Origin of the sequence: Acidovorax soli (genome assembly GCF_014207955.1) — a bacterium.
GTDB lineage: Bacteria > Pseudomonadota > Gammaproteobacteria > Burkholderiales > Burkholderiaceae_C > Acidovorax > Acidovorax soli_A.
Genome location: NZ_JACHLK010000004.1, coordinates 228083 through 241967 on the forward strand (window position 1 = coordinate 228083; position 13885 = coordinate 241967).

Sequence of the window (13885 nt, forward strand, 5' to 3'; positions counted from 1 at the left end):
CCTTTGCCATGTTCGAGCTGATTCTGATGTGCCCCGAGGACCGGATCGAGTCGGTCAGCGACGCGCTGGATGCGCTGGACGCACTCAGCGTCTCGGTCGAGGACGCCGATGCCCAGACCGATGCCGAGCAGGCCCTGTTCGGCGAGCCCGGCATGCCGCCGCCCAAGGACGGCTGGCAGCGCAGCCGCGTGGTGGCCTTGTTCCCCACGCGCGAGGCCGCGGCCGAGGCACAGCAGCTGCTGTCGGTGCAGGACTTCTTCGAAGGCTGCCAGGTGCTGGGCCTGGCCGAGGTGGCCGAGCAGGACTGGGTGCGGCTCACGCAGTCGCAGTTCGCACCCGTGGACATCACGCCCGACTTCTGGATCGTGCCCACCTGGCACGAGCTGCCGGCCCAGGCCGTGCGCAGCATCCGCCTGGACCCGGGCCTGGCCTTCGGCACCGGCACGCACCCCACCACGCGCATGTGCCTGCGCTGGATCGCGCGCAAGGGGGGCACCGGTGAAGGTGCTGCCGTCTTCGGCCGCGTGCTCGATTACGGCTGCGGCTCGGGCATCCTGGCCATCGGCGCCGCCAAGTTCGGCGCCACCGACATCGATGCGGTGGACATCGACACGGCCGCCGTGGAATCCACGGCCCTGAACGCCGAGGCCAATGGCGTGCAACTGCGCGCCGGCCTGCCCGACAAGGCCAGCGGCCAGTACCAGACTGTGCTGGCCAACATCCTGGCCACGCCGCTGCGCGTGCTGGCGCCGCTGCTGTGCAACCACGTGGCGCCCGGCGGCCACCTGGTGCTGGCGGGCATCCTCGCGCGCCAGGCCGACGAGCTCAAGGAGGCCTATGCCCCCTGGGTGCAACTGGAGGTGGCGGACTCGGAGGACGGCTGGATCCTCATGACCGCGTCGCGCTGACGCGCGCTGCCATGCGGTGCATGCCGCCCCCTACAATCGACTGCAGATGAGCCAGATCACACGCTGCCCGGCCTGCGCGACCCAGTTCAAGGTGGTCGCTGACCAGTTGCGCATTTCCGAGGGCTGGGTGCGTTGCGGGCAGTGCAAGGAGGTGTTCGACGCAGCCGCACACCTGGTGGCGGCGCCCCCCCCGCCGATGCTGCCCGATGTGTCGCTCACCGACACGCGTCCGCCGCCCGCGATCGTTGCGCGGCCCGCCGAAGAGCGTGGTGCCTGGGGGGTGTTCGATCCGCCTGCGCCCCGGCCCGCATCCCAAGCGCCGGCGCCTGTCCCGGCACCCATGCCGGCCGCCCCGGTGCAGAGCGCGGCCAGCGAGGCGTTCGCGATTCCCGCCCCTACGGTTCCGGCATTCCTGTCGGCCACGCGCGCACCTTCCACGGCGCTCAGTGCCGATGAGCTGAGTCTGGAGCCCCTGCAGACCTTTGGCTGGCGTGCGCCGCCCCTGGCGCCACTGGCTCCCCTGGCACCTCTCGCGCCCCTGGCGCCCTTGGCCCCGTTGACCCCCTTGGAGCCGCCGGTGCCCGCCGCACCGATCGCGGCGCCCGCTGCCGCCACGGCATTTGTGCCCCCGCCGCCGCGCGAGGAGAGCCGCGTGCTGCCCGGCCTGGCGGCCTCGCTTCTGGCCGACCTGGCTCCGGTGGCGAGCCCGGCGCCATCCCGGGTGGTGGTGGACCCGGCGGCCGAGGGCATGGCGCTGCCTGCCGGCTACGAGCTTCCCGTGGCGGACTTTTCCGACCCGCTGCCCAAGGTCGATGGCGAGCGGCCGGACGACGATGGCCCGGACACGGAGATCATGTCCCTGCCCGCAGGCCTGGGCGACGAGGACGCCTATCCCGCCCTGGATCTGCCGGCCCTCCCTGCGTCGCGGCGCGAGCCCCTGGTGCCGCAGGAGGACGATGACGACCATGATGACGGTGTGCCGCTGTTCGGCCACGTGGTCGCGGAGCCCGAGCCGGCGCCTCCGCGCACGCCGGTGGCCTACGAATCCTCCGCCAGCGGGTTTTCGGATTCCGTGACCCCGTTTCCCCCCGATGCGGACCTCGAGCTGATGCCCGATCCGGTCTTTCCGGCATCGGCTCCGGCACTTGCCAGGGGGGATGCTGCGCGTGGGGCGGCGTCCGCACAGGGCCTGGATGCCGACGAGGACGACCTGCCGGCCGGCCCGCCCGAGGCCGAGGAGGTGAGCTTCGTGCGGGCGGCGCGGCGCAAGGCCTTCTGGCGCCGGCCGCTGGTGCGCGCCGTGTTGTCGCTGGTGTTCGTGCTGTTGCTCGGGGTGCTGGCCTTGCAGGTTGCCGTGCACGAGCGCAACCGCATTGCCGCGATGGACAGCCGGGCCCGCCCCTGGCTGCTGCAACTGTGCGCCCACCTGGGTTGTACGCTGGCGCCCCAGCGGCAGATTGCCGACCTGGTGATCGACAGCTCGTCCTTCAACAAGGCGCGCGGCGATGGCTACCTGCTGGCATTGACGGTCAAGAGCCGTGCCGACATACCGCTGGAAATGCCGGCGGTGGAACTGACCCTTACCGATGCGCAGGACCAGCCGGTGCTGCGGCGCGTGTTGCTGCCCTCCGACCTCGCAGCGCCTGCCGAACTGGCGGCGCGCGGCGAGTGGAGCACCTCGGTCTCGGTGGTGGTGACCTCGGGCGCCTCGCGTGTGTCGGGTTACCGGGTCATGACCTTCTACCCCTGATCCTGCCGGATCGGGGCCCTCCTTCCAATCCTCTACTTCCTACCTATGGCAGTCCTCATCTGCGGATCCCTGGCATTCGACACCATCATGACCTTCGAGGGGCGCTTTGCCGAGCAGATCCTGCCCGAGCAGTTGCACATCCTCAACGTGTCCTTCCTCGTGCCCTCGCTGCGCCGCGACTTCGGCGGCTGTGCCGGCAACATCGCCTACAGCCTGAAGCTGCTCGGTGGCGAGCCCCTGCCCATGGCCATGCTGGGCAGCGACGGTGCCGACTACCTGCAGCGCCTGGACAGCCTGGGCATCAGCCGCCGCTTCGTCGGCCAGGTCGAGGACGTGCACACCGCGCAGGCCATGATCATGACCGACCGCGACAACAACCAGATCACGGCCTTCCACCCCGGCGCCATGATGCAGGCCCATGCCAACCGCATCGACTCCGGCGAGGGCATCCGCCTGGCCATCATCGCGCCCGATGGCCGCGACGCCATGATCGAGCATGCAGCCCAGCTGGTCGCGGCCGGCGTGCCTTTCGTCTTCGATCCGGGCCAGGGCCTGCCCATGTTCAATGGCGCCGAGCTGTCGCGCTTCATCGAGCAGGCCACCTGGGTCACCGTCAATGACTACGAGGGCAAGATGCTCAGCGAGCGCACGGGCTGGAGCCTGGCCGAGATCTCGCAGCGCGTGGACGGCCTGGTCGTGACGCTGGGCGGCGAGGGCTGCGAAGTGTGGGTGAAGGGCGAGAAGACGCTGGTGCCGGCCGTAGTGCCTGCTGCGGTGGTGGACCCCACCGGTTGTGGCGATGCCTGGCGTGGAGCGCTGCTCTTCGGCCTGGAGCGTGGCTGGTCGCTGGTGCAGTGCGCCGAACTGGGCAACCGCGTCGGTGCGCTCAAGATCGCCCAGCGCGGCCCGCAGAGCTACACGCTCGACTTCACGCCGGCCTGAGCGGGCTGTGCGCCCGCGGACAAGGCGCTGCGCGGCGCCTGCCGTCCGGGCATAAAAAAACCCGGTGCCGAGGCACCGGGTTGAGCGTGAAGCACGTAACGCGAATTACGGCTTGGTGCCCGTGGGGAAAGGCCATGCTGCCTGAGGGTTCAGCGTGGTCTGCGCTGCGGGGGCTGCAGGAGCAGCGGCCGCAGGGGCAGGGGCCTTGGGAGCCTTCTTGGCTGCAGCCTTCTTGGCAGGAGCGGCCTTCTTGGCTGGTGCTGCTGCCTTCTTGGCGGGAGCGGCCTTCTTGGCTGGTGCTGCTGCCTTCTTGGCGGGAGCGGCCTTCTTGGCTGGTGCTGCTGCCTTCTTGGCGGGAGCGGCCTTCTTGGCTGCTGGCTTTGCAGCTACAGCCTTCTTCGCGGGAGCTGCCTTCTTTGCAGCGGGTTTTTTCGCAGTTGCCATCATGTTCTCCTTGAGTCAATTTGCAAAGAGCACTTCGTGTCTACAGTGGACATGAAGCGATCCATGGAGATGGGACTTGACCCATCTCCATGAACACGGGAACACCCCGCATGGCAACGCACTGCGGCGTTGTCCATGCGGGGTGTGGTGTGGGGATCCATGGCGTGCGTGCACCTGCGAGGCTAGTCCCAGGACAATGCGCCACCCGACTGGTACTCGATGACACGCGTCTCGAAGAAGTTGCGTTCCTTCTTCAGGTCGATCATCTCGCTCATCCAGGGGAATGGATTTTCTTCGTTGGGGAACAGCGTCTCCAGGCCGATCTGGGTGGCGCGGCGGTTCGCGATGTAGCGCAGGTAGCCCTTGAACATCGATGCGTTCATGCCCAGCACGCCGCGCGGCATGGTGTCTTCGGCGTAGCGGTACTCGAGCTCCACGGCCTTCATGAACAGGCCCTTGATCTCGGCCTTGAACTCGGCGGTCCACAGGTGCGGGTTCTCGAGCTTGAGCTGGTTGATCAGGTCGATGCCGAAATTGCAGTGCATGGACTCGTCGCGCAGGATGTACTGGTACTGCTCTGCGGCACCGGTCATCTTGTTCTGGCGGCCCAGCGCCAGGATCTGCGTGAAGCCCACGTAGAAGAACAGGCCTTCCATCAGGCAGGCAAAGACGATCAGCGACTTGAGCAGCGTCTGGTCGGTCTCGAAGGTGCCGGTGTGGAAGTTGGGGTCCATGATCGCTTCGATGAAGGGGATCAGGAACTCGTCCTTGTCACGGATGGAGGGCACTTCCAAGTAGGCACTGAAGATCTCGCCTTCGTCCAGGCCGAGCGACTCCACGATGTACTGGTAGGCGTGCGTGTGGATCGCTTCCTCGAAGGCCTGGCGCAGCAGGAACTGGCGGCACTCGGGCGCGGTGATGTGGCGGTAGGTGCCCAGCACGATGTTGTTGGCGGCCAGCGAGTCGGCGGTCACGAAGAAGCCGAGGTTGCGCTTGATGATGCGGCGCTCGTCATCGGTCAGGCCGTTGGGGTCCTTCCACAACGCGATGTCGCGCGTCATGTTCACCTCTTGCGGCATCCAGTGGTTGGCACAGGTGGCGAGGTACTTCTCCCAGGCCCACTTGTACTTGAACGGCACCAGCTGGTTGACGTCGGTCTGGCCGTTGATGATGCGCTTGTCGGCGGCGTTCACGCGGCGGTGCGTGGGGGCTGCGGTGGCCGTGGCCTGGGGTGCTGCGGATGCGGTCATCGACGCGTGCACCGCTTGCAGGGAAGGGGTCTGGAAAGACAGAGGCGACTGTTCAGCCGGGTGGCTTTTGCTCAGTCCACCGTCCAGTTGATTTTGCGATGAGGGCTTGACTTCTTCGTCCCAGGACAACATAGATTTTCCAGTGTTCGGATTATGAAAGCAGTGCTGCAAAAAGGAAAGCACTGCAGCGTTGCGCAGCAACGTTTTGTTGCTTCACAGCACCGAAGCAGCGCACATGGGTCCTCATGCGCGCTGCTCCATGGGGCCTTACTGGCAGGCCTCGCAGGTTGGATCGTCGATCGCGCAGAACTTGATGTCGGTCGCAGGCAGTGCTGCGGCCTGCGCTGCAGCGGCGGCTGCGGCCAATTCCATCGGGCTGGGCTTGGCGGGTGCCGCGGCTGCGGGCGCGGCCTGTGCAGCACCGCTGCCGTCACTGCCGGACGACACGGAGTTGAGCTGGCGTGTGTTCACGGTGCTCATCTCCACGTGCGTGGCGCTCTGCGTGCGCAGGTAGTAGGTGGTCTTCAGGCCACGCAGCCAGGCCAGCTTGTAGGTGTCGTCGAGCTTCTTGCCCGAGGCGCCGGCCATGTAGATGTTCAGGCTCTGCGCCTGGTCGATCCACTTCTGGCGGCGCGATGCGGCTTCCACCAGCCACTGCGGCGCGACTTCGAAGGCCGTGGAGTACAGCGCCTTGATGTCCTGCGGCACGCGGTCGATGGGGTGCAGCGAACCCTTGAAGTGCTTGAGGTCCATGATCATCACGTCGTCCCACAGGCCCAGGCGCTTGAGGTCGCGCACCAGGCCGCCGTTGATCACGGTGAACTCACCCGACAGGTTGGACTTGACCGACAGGTTGCCGAACGAAGGCTCGATCGATGCATCCACGCCGATGATGTTGGAGATGGTGGCCGTGGGGGCGATGGCGACGCAGTTGGAGTTGCGCATGCCGTCCTGGGCAATCTTCTTGCGCAGGGCGTCCCAGTCCAGCGTGGCCGAGCGGTCCACTTCCACGTAGCCGCCGCGGGCCTTGGCCAGCATGTCCAGCGTGTCCAGGGGCAGGATGCCCTGGTCCCACAGCGAGCCCTTGTAGCTCGTGTACTGGCCGCGTTCCTTGGCCAGCTCGGTCGAGGCCCAGTAGGCGTAGTAGCAGATGGCTTCCATCGACTTGTCGGCGAACTCCACGGCCTCCTGCGAGGCGTAGGGGATGCGCAGCTCGTACAAGCTGTCCTGGAAGGCCATCAGGCCCAGGCCCACGGGGCGGTGGCGCAGGTTGGAGTCGCGCGCCTTGGTCACGGCGTAGTAGTTGATGTCGATCACGTTGTCCAGCATGCGCATGGCCACGGTGATGGTCTTCTTGAGCTTGTCGTGGTCGAGCTGGCCATTCTTCAGGTGCTGCAGCAGGTTCACGGAGCCCAGGTTGCACACGGCGGTCTCGGTGTCGCTGGTGTTCAGCGTGATCTCGGTGCACAGGTTGGACGAGTGCACCACGCCGGCGTGCTGCTGGGGCGAGCGCACGTTGCAGGCATCCTTGAAGGTGATCCAGGGGTGGCCGGTCTCGAACAGCATGGTCAGCATCTTGCGCCACATGTCGGTGGCCTGCACCGTCTTGGCGGGCTTGATCTCGCCGCGCGCGGCTTTCTCTTCGTAGGCCACATAGGCCTTCTCGAAGTCGGCACCGAACAGGTCGTGCAGGTCGGGCACGCTGGAGGGGGAGAACAGGGTCCAGGTGCCCTTTTCCATCACGCGGCGCATGAACAGGTCGGGGATCCAGTTGGCCGTGTTCATGTCGTGCGTGCGGCGGCGGTCGTCGCCGGTGTTCTTGCGCAGTTCCAGGAATTCCTCGATGTCCAGGTGCCAGGTTTCCAGGTAGGTGCAGACCGCGCCCTTGCGCTTGCCGCCCTGGTTCACGGCCACGGCCGTGTCGTTGACCACCTTGAGGAAAGGCACCACGCCCTGCGATTCGCCGTTCGTGCCCTTGATGTGCGAGCCCAGGGCGCGCACACGCGTCCAGTCGTTGCCCAGGCCACCGGCAAACTTGGACAGCAGGGCGTTTTCCTTGATCGACTCGTAGATGCCGTCCAGGTCGTCGGGCACCGTGGTCAGGTAGCACGAGGACAGCTGCGAGCGCAGCGTGCCGCTGTTGAACAGCGTGGGCGTGCTGGACATGAAGTCGAAGCTGGAGAGCACTTCGTAGAACTCGATGGCGCGGGCTTCGCGGTCGGTCTCGTTGAGCGCCAGGCCCATGGCCACGCGCATGAAGAAGCACTGGGGCAGCTCGATGCGGGTCTTGCGCACGTGCAGGAAGTAGCGGTCGTACAGGGTCTGCAGGCCCAGGTAGTCGAACTGCAGGTCGCGCTCGGCCTTGAGCGCGGCGCCCAGGCGGGCCAGGTCGAACTTCAGCAGGCGCTCGTCCAGCAACTCGTTGTCCACACCCTTCTGGATGAACTGCGGGAAATACTCCACATAGCTCTGGCCCATTTCGGCCTGGGTGACCTCGCGGCCCAGCACTTCGCGCACGATGGTGTGCAGCAGCAGGCGTGCGGTGGCGTAGGTGTAGTCGGGGTCTTTCTCGATCAGCGTGCGCGCGGCCAGGATGGAGGCCTTGTAGACCTCGTCCATGGGGACGCCGTCGTACAGGTTGCGCATGGTCTCGGCCACGATGGGCTGGGCCGACACGTCGGCACCCAGGTTCACGCAGGCCGACTCGATCAGGCCCTGCAGGCGCTGCACGTCCAGCACCACGCGCTTGTCGCCGTCCAGCACATGCAGCGCAGGTGCGGGGGCGGCCTGGGCCTCCTGCTCGGTGTGGCGCGCACGTTCCTGGGTGCGGCTCTCGCGGTACAGCACGTAGGCGCGGGCGACTTCGTGGTGGCCGCCACGCATCAGCACCAGTTCGACCTGGTCCTGCACGTCTTCAATATGGAAGGTGCCGCCGCCCGGGCGCGAGCGCGCCAGGGCGCGGGCCACGTTCTGGGTCAGCGTGTCCACGACTTCGCGCACGCTGGCCGACGCGGCACCCTGGGTGCCGTGCACTGCCAGAAACGCCTTCATCATTGCCACGGCAATCTTCTGCGGCTCGAACGGGACCACCGCGCCATTGCGGCGGATGATCTGGTAGTGGGCGAACGTGGGGTTCGCACCCTCTGGCGCAGAAGCCGCCTCGGAGGCATCCGAGGATGCGGGGCGGGTGGTGGACGAAGGCGTGTTCAAAGCAGCTTGCATGGATGTCCTCTTTATGGGTGCTGTCTGGGATGTGCGGGCGGTTTTCGGTGCCGCCGGGGAGAGAAGCGATGCGCCAGCTTCTCGTCTGGCGCACACTATATATGGTGTGTCGATTGGCTTCAAGACACTACCGGTAGTGTACCGCCGACCAGGCCGTCAAAATCCGAAACAGCCTGTTTCTCGGGGCATGGGACAGGCCTTTGGACCCGCCGCGAACGCATGGCACACCACGGCGATGGGGGTGCAAACCACGCAGCGGCGCGCGATGCGGCAGGGTTTTGCGCGGCAGGCCGCATGCGCTCTGGAGTGGCCCGCATGTGCATCTGCACAAAAAATATTTGCCTTGACAGGCCGTTGCAGTGCTGGGCGCAACACGGTTGCGGCCCCCGCATGGGACTGCCTGCAGCGCTGTGCCTGTCCCTCTATCTGTCTAGCTATTTGTCGCCCTGGCCGTTCTCGCGGGGTGCGGCCCAGGTGGCTTCGGGAAAGCGCGCCATGGGCCAGCCCAGTGCCTGCTGCACGCCAGGCCAGTCGAAGCCTGCGCCCGGGTCGTGCTTGCGCCCCGGAGCGATGTGCTCGTGGCCCGCCAGGTGGGCGATCGGGTAGCGCAGCGCAATGTCCCGGCACAGCCAGGCCAGGGTGGCGTACTGGGCGGGCTCGAAGCGTTCGCCCTCCAGGCCTTCGAGTTCGATGCCGATGGAGTCGTCGTTGCATTGGGCCCGGCCCCGGTAGGCCGAGGGCCCGGCATGCCAGGCGCGCTGGTCGCAATCCACGAACTGCCAGAGACGCCCGGTGCGGTCGATGAAGAAGTGCGCCGACACCGTGAGGCCGCGGATGCCCTGGTAGTAGGGGTGTGCATCCCAGTCGAGGGTGTTGGTGAACAGCTGGTGCACGGCCGGCCCCCCGTACTCACCCGGGGGCAGGCTGATGGAGTGCACCACGATCAGGTCGATCTGCGCCGCGGGTGGGCGCGGCCCGAAGTTGGGCGAAGGGTGGCGCACGGCCGAGCGGTGCCAGCCCTGCTCCCATGCGGAGCCACCGGCATCGGCCCCGTCAGCCAGCGTCGTCATGGGCGTCCTGGTCGTTGGGCACGGCGATGTTCAGGCGCGCGATGCGGTAGCGGATCTGGCGCAGGCTGATGCCCAGCCGCGCGGCCGTGGCCGTGCGGTTGAAACCCGCCTCGCGCAGCGCGCGCACCAGGATGTCGCGCTCCTGCTGGTCCAGCCAGGCCTGCAGGTCGCTGGGCAGGGGCGTGACGGCACCGGGCATGGCCAGGCCGGGGGCGGCGTGGGCCGGGGCTGCATCGGCATCCCGGGGGCCCGGCACCGCCGGGGGGGTGAAGCCGGTGCTGTCGGCCAGCGGCATGGGTTGCGGGCTGTCGGCGGTGGCTTGGCCTGCGGCCGCCGGGCCCGAACCGTGGGGCATGCCGTCCACGTGCAGCTCATCGCCCTCGCTCAGGGCCACGGCCCGGTGCAGCAGGTTTTCGAGTTCGCGCACATTGCCGCTGAGCGGGTGGGCGGCAATCGCCTGCATGGCGTGCTCGGTGAGGGCCGGCACGGGCATGCCCGATTCCTGCGCGATGCGCGCCAGCAGTGCCCGGCACAGCGCGGGCAGATCCTCGCGCCGCTCGCGCAGGGGTGGGATCACGACCTCGATCACGTTGAGGCGGTAGTACAGGTCCTGGCGGAAGCGGCCGGACTGCACGTCGGCCGCGAGGTCGCGGTGGGTGGCGCTCACGATGCGCACGTCCACGGTCTCCTCCTGCGTGGAGCCCAGGGCGCGCACGCTGCGCTCCTGGATGGCGCGCAGCAGCTTCGATTGCATGGCCAGCGGCAGGTCGCCGATCTCGTCGAGGAACAGGGTGCCGCCGCGTGCCGCCTGGAAGTAGCCATCGCGGTCCTGCGTGGCACCGGTGTAGGAGCCCTTGCGGGCACCGAAGAATTCGGCCTCGAGCAGGTTCTCGGGAATGGCGCCGCAATTCACCGCCACCCAGGGGCCGTCGGCGCGCTGGCTGCTGGCGTGCAGGGCCTGGGCGACCAGTTCCTTGCCGGTGCCCGACTCGCCGTGGATCAGCACCGGTGCCATGCCGCGCGCCACCTTGGCCACGCGCTGCTTGACATTGCGCATGGCGGCCGACTCGCCGACCAGCCTGTCCAGCGCCGACGAAGAGGCCTGGGCATCGACCGCCGCACCCGCGCGGCCGCCCGGCGTGCGCGATGCCCGGGGCGCGGGCACGCCGCCCGTGCCCTGGATGGCCGAGGCCACCACCGAGCGGAACTGCTTCAGGTCCACCGGCTTGGTCAGGTAGTCGAAGGCACCGGAGCGCAACGCCTCCACGGCGTTCTCGGCCGAGCCATAGGCCGTCATGACCACGCAGCGCTCCTTGCGCTGCTGCTCGCGCAGGTCCTGCAGCAGCTCCATGCCAAAGCCATCGGGCAGGCGCATGTCGGTGATCACGGCGTCGAAGCGGTGGGCCTTGAGCTGCTCGCGCGCCTCCTGCACGCTGGCGGCCGTCTCCACGCGGTAGCCTTCGCGCAGCAGCGTGAGTTCGTAGAGCGTGCGCAGATCGGGCTCGTCGTCCACGACAAGAATGGAGGCAGCAGGGGCGTTCATGGGCGAGGAGGAGGCTTTCAGACCACGATGGTGTCGAACAGGGAGCTGGGCTCGGAGGGGCGGGTGGTGCGCCGAAAGCCGACTGTAAAGGCATTGCCGCCCGTGTCGCCACGCTGGGTCAGGCGCACGACCCGCTGGTAGCCGATGGAGGCTCCGTGGCGCTGGCACAGCTCGCGGCAGAGGTACAGGCCCAGGCCGCTGGAGCGGCTCTCGGACGAAAAGAAAGGCTCGAACAGGTGGCGTTCCACGGACTTGTCCATGGGTGCGCCATCGCTCCAGACCTGCAGGCTGATCTGGCCGGTGATGCTGGTGCGCGTGGTGATGCACAGCGAGTCGAGCTCGGGGCCCATGTAGCGCAGGGCATTGTCCAGCAGGTTCACGAGCACGCGGCGCAGGTGCTCGGGGTCGAACTCCACATGCGCATCGCCCGCCCCCAGGGCCACCAGGCCGCGCCGTGCGGCCGGGTCCTGGCCCTGCCAGTCGCTCCAGACCTGGGCCACGGCCTGGTCCAGTTGCAGGGTGGAGGCGGGCGAATGGCTGATCTGGTGCTGCACGCGGGCGATGTCCAGCACCTCTTCGGCAATGCGCGCCAGGCGGTCCGCGTTCTGCTGCACCATGTGCGCCAGGCGCTTGTGGCCGGGGTCCGTGAGGTCTTCCTCCAGCAGCGCGTTGGCCTGCACGATGGCCGCCAGGGGGTTGCGGATCTCGTGCGCGACGGCGGCCGACATGCGGCCCATGGCCGCCAGCTTCTCGGTGCGCAGGCGCGCCTGCATCTCGCGCAGGTCGTGCAGGAACATCACGCACAGCCGCTCGCTGCCGGCCTCGCGGGCCAGGGTGCGCGAAGAGGTCAGCCAGGTGCGCACATGCAGCCCGGTCGGGCTCTCGCCGGGGTGCAGCAGGTCCGCGTCGGCAGTCTGGGGCTGCTCCTGGCGGAAGGTGCGGCGTGCCAGCTTCACCAGGGGGTCCCAGGCTGCGGCGTGCGTCAGCGAAAAGGGCAGGGGCGGCAACGGTGGCTGGCCCAGCAGCTGCAGGGCGGCGGGGTTGGCGTTGCGCACGGTGTCGTTTTCGTCCACCACCAGCACGCCGTCCGTGAGGTTCTGGATCACCAGGGCGCTCACCTGGGTCTGCACCCGCGCTGCCATGCGGCTTTGCTGCGCCACTTCCTGCTCGCGTGCCAGGCGCGTGGCGAGCTGGTGCACCAGGTAGGAGACGATGAAATAGCCCGTGCCGGTGAGGGCGCTTTGCAGATAGCGCTGCGGGTCGTCGACCCCGGAGCGCGAGCCCAGCCAGGCCAGCCCCAGCAGCATCAGGGTCACCCCCGCCGTCGTGCCCAGTGCCAGGGTGAGCGTGCCCAGCACGGCGGCCATCAGGATCGGCAGGCCGAACAGCGGGGTGTAGTTCAGGGCGCCCGAGTGCAGCAGCTGCAGGGTGCAGACCACCGCCAGGTCGACGCCGATGGAGGGCAGCCAGTGCACGCCCGTGCCCGGCGGCGGAGGCCGGTGGCGCGCCAGGATGCGCATCAGCACGGTGGCGACCAGGTAGGCCACCGTGACCGCCAGCGTGGCCGGGTCCAGGGCCTGGTTGACCGCCTGCCCCAGGGTCTGCAGCAGCACCAGGGCGATGGCGACCATCACCCGGGCGGTCAGAAAGCCCTTCCACAGGCGCAGAAAGGGCGCCTCCACGGTCACGGGCAGGTTGCTTGCGGGCGGGCCGTCCGCCGGGATCGCTTCAGGGCTTGCCAAGGCGTTGGTGCTCCAGGCTGCAGTAGGCGTGGTCCCCCTGGACCAGCGCCTCGGCACGCGGCACGTGCACGCCGCAGTGTTCGCAGGCCACCATGTCCTGGGGCAGCGCGGGCGTGCGGGCCTTGCCGGGCCGGGCTTGCCCGGGGGCGGCGCGGTTGCTGCGCCAGATGCCGATGGCCACCACCAGCACCACCAGCAGAACGAGGTACTTCATGCGCTGCGGCCCAGGATGACCTCGAGCACGAAGCGCGAGCCCACATAGGCCAGCAGCAGCAGGCCGGCCCCGGCATAGAGCACGCCCACGGCGGTGCGCCCGCGCCAGCCGAAGCGGGCCCGGCCCAGCAGCAGCGCGGCAAAGGTGATCCAGGCCATCAGCGAGAAGATCGCCTTGTGGTCCCAGCGCCAGGCGCGGCCGTACAGGGCATCGCCAAACAGCCAGCCGGCCAGCAGCGTGGCCGTGAGCAGCACGAAGCCGGCCGTCACGAAGCGGAAGGTCAGGCGCTCCAGCGTGAGCAGCGGAATGCCGCTGTGCGGATCCTCCGCCAGGCGGATGTGGCGCTCGGCCCGCGTCATGAGCCAGGCGTGGACCACCGCAGCGCCAAACAGGCCATAGCAGGCAATGCCCAGCGCCAGGTGCAAGGGCAGCCAGGCCGAGGCCGAGACATGCAGCGGCTGGCCCGGGAACAGCAGGGCCAGCACGATGGCCACCGCACCCAGCACCGCCAGCACCCAGCGTGCCTGCATCTGGGGAAACAGCTGCTTTTCGACCGCGTAGACCGTGAGCACCAGCCAGGCCGTCATCGACAGGGCCGGCGCAAAGCCGAAGCGCGGTGCTTCGTTCCACAGCCCCAGCACCAGCGTGGCGCCGTGCAGCAACCATGCCGCCAGCAGGGCGTTGCGCATGCCCGCCGCCCCCAGGCGCGAAGCCGCGGCCGCGGGCATGGCATAGGCCGCCGCTGCGGCAAGCGCAAGCAGCCAGCCCAGGGGAGACGCACTGGGTAAAATCATGGCTTA

At 68.2% G+C, this 13885-nt stretch carries 10 protein-coding genes and 1 pseudogene; 3 read left to right on the forward strand and 8 right to left on the reverse strand.

Features of this window, described 5'->3' with window-relative positions; genetic code table 11:
- Nucleotides 1-8 precede the first annotated feature (8 nt).
- The 3 genes from prmA to HNP48_RS12720 are packed head-to-tail and all read left to right on the forward strand — an operon-like array spanning nucleotide 9 to nucleotide 3600.
- Nucleotides 9-908 (forward strand): 50S ribosomal protein L11 methyltransferase, encoded by a 900-nt coding sequence (gene prmA / locus HNP48_RS12710; protein ID WP_184857345.1) that lies wholly within the window; start codon nucleotides 9-11, stop codon nucleotides 906-908.
- A 46-nt stretch (nucleotides 909-954) separates the two neighbouring features.
- Nucleotides 955-2658 carry a zinc-ribbon and DUF3426 domain-containing protein gene (locus HNP48_RS35655; protein ID WP_184857347.1) on the forward strand — a complete coding sequence of 568 codons (1704 nt, stop codon included), beginning with the start codon at nucleotides 955-957 and terminating at the stop codon, nucleotides 2656-2658.
- A 45-nt stretch (nucleotides 2659-2703) separates the two neighbouring features.
- The gene (locus HNP48_RS12720; protein WP_184857349.1) at nucleotides 2704-3600 is read left to right on the forward strand and encodes a carbohydrate kinase family protein; all 897 of its coding nucleotides are present in this window, start codon (nucleotides 2704-2706) and stop codon (nucleotides 3598-3600) included.
- 105 nt (nucleotides 3601-3705) lie between these two features.
- Here the strand turns inward: HNP48_RS12720 and HNP48_RS12725 are convergent.
- The 8 genes and pseudogenes from HNP48_RS12725 to HNP48_RS12760 all read right to left on the reverse strand — a co-directional run.
- Nucleotides 3706-4032, reverse strand: a pseudogene (locus tag HNP48_RS12725) (histone); the annotation flags it as partial.
- A 194-nt stretch (nucleotides 4033-4226) separates the two neighbouring features.
- The gene (locus HNP48_RS12730) at nucleotides 4227-5426 is read right to left on the reverse strand and encodes a ribonucleotide-diphosphate reductase subunit beta (RefSeq protein ID WP_184857353.1); all 1200 of its coding nucleotides are present in this window, start codon (nucleotides 5424-5426) and stop codon (nucleotides 4227-4229) included.
- 135 nt (nucleotides 5427-5561) lie between these two features.
- Nucleotides 5562-8516, reverse strand: a complete 2955-nt coding sequence (locus HNP48_RS12735) for a ribonucleoside-diphosphate reductase subunit alpha (RefSeq protein WP_184857355.1) — start codon at nucleotides 8514-8516, stop codon at nucleotides 5562-5564.
- 434 nt (nucleotides 8517-8950) lie between these two features.
- Nucleotides 8951-9586 carry a 1,6-anhydro-N-acetylmuramyl-L-alanine amidase AmpD gene (gene ampD / locus HNP48_RS12740; protein WP_184857357.1) on the reverse strand — a complete coding sequence of 212 codons (636 nt, stop codon included), beginning with the start codon at nucleotides 9584-9586 and terminating at the stop codon, nucleotides 8951-8953.
- Complete coding sequence (locus tag HNP48_RS12745) at nucleotides 9570-11129, reverse strand: sigma-54 dependent transcriptional regulator (protein WP_184857359.1); 1560 nt, start codon at nucleotides 11127-11129, stop codon at nucleotides 9570-9572. The genes ampD and HNP48_RS12745 overlap by 17 nt, the downstream gene beginning before the upstream one ends.
- A 17-nt stretch (nucleotides 11130-11146) precedes the next feature.
- Nucleotides 11147-12853: a PAS domain-containing sensor histidine kinase gene (locus HNP48_RS12750; protein ID WP_184857876.1), complete on the reverse strand. Its 1707-nt coding sequence runs from the start codon at nucleotides 12851-12853 to the stop codon at nucleotides 11147-11149.
- A gap of 4 nt (nucleotides 12854-12857) precedes the next feature.
- A complete protein-coding gene (locus tag HNP48_RS12755) occupies nucleotides 12858-13085 on the reverse strand; it encodes a PP0621 family protein (protein WP_184857361.1) in 228 nt (75 codons plus the stop codon).
- A complete protein-coding gene (locus HNP48_RS12760) occupies nucleotides 13082-13879 on the reverse strand; it encodes an inner membrane protein YpjD (RefSeq protein WP_184857363.1) in 798 nt (265 codons plus the stop codon). Before HNP48_RS12760 ends, HNP48_RS12755 begins: the two co-directional genes overlap by 4 nt.
- Nucleotides 13880-13885 lie beyond the last annotated feature (6 nt).

What these genes read in the sequence shown, in the direction of transcription:
- HNP48_RS12730 (WP_184857353.1), bottom strand. Translation starts at nt 5,426, where the DNA reads ATGTTGTCCTGGGACGAAGAAGTCAAGCCCTCATCGCAAAATCAACTG.
- prmA (WP_184857345.1), top strand. Translation starts at nt 9, where the DNA reads ATGTTCGAGCTGATTCTGATGTGCCCCGAGGACCGGATCGAGTCGGTC.
- HNP48_RS12745 (WP_184857359.1), bottom strand. Translation starts at nt 11,129, where the DNA reads ATGAACGCCCCTGCTGCCTCCATTCTTGTCGTGGACGACGAGCCCGAT.
- HNP48_RS12735 (WP_184857355.1), bottom strand. Translation starts at nt 8,516, where the DNA reads ATGCAAGCTGCTTTGAACACGCCTTCGTCCACCACCCGCCCCGCATCC.
- HNP48_RS35655 (WP_184857347.1), top strand. Translation starts at nt 955, where the DNA reads ATGAGCCAGATCACACGCTGCCCGGCCTGCGCGACCCAGTTCAAGGTG.
- HNP48_RS12760 (WP_184857363.1), bottom strand. Translation starts at nt 13,879, where the DNA reads ATGATTTTACCCAGTGCGTCTCCCCTGGGCTGGCTGCTTGCGCTTGCC.
- ampD (WP_184857357.1), bottom strand. Translation starts at nt 9,586, where the DNA reads ATGACGACGCTGGCTGACGGGGCCGATGCCGGTGGCTCCGCATGGGAG.
- HNP48_RS12720 (WP_184857349.1), top strand. Translation starts at nt 2,704, where the DNA reads ATGGCAGTCCTCATCTGCGGATCCCTGGCATTCGACACCATCATGACC.
- HNP48_RS12755 (WP_184857361.1), bottom strand. Translation starts at nt 13,085, where the DNA reads ATGAAGTACCTCGTTCTGCTGGTGGTGCTGGTGGTGGCCATCGGCATC.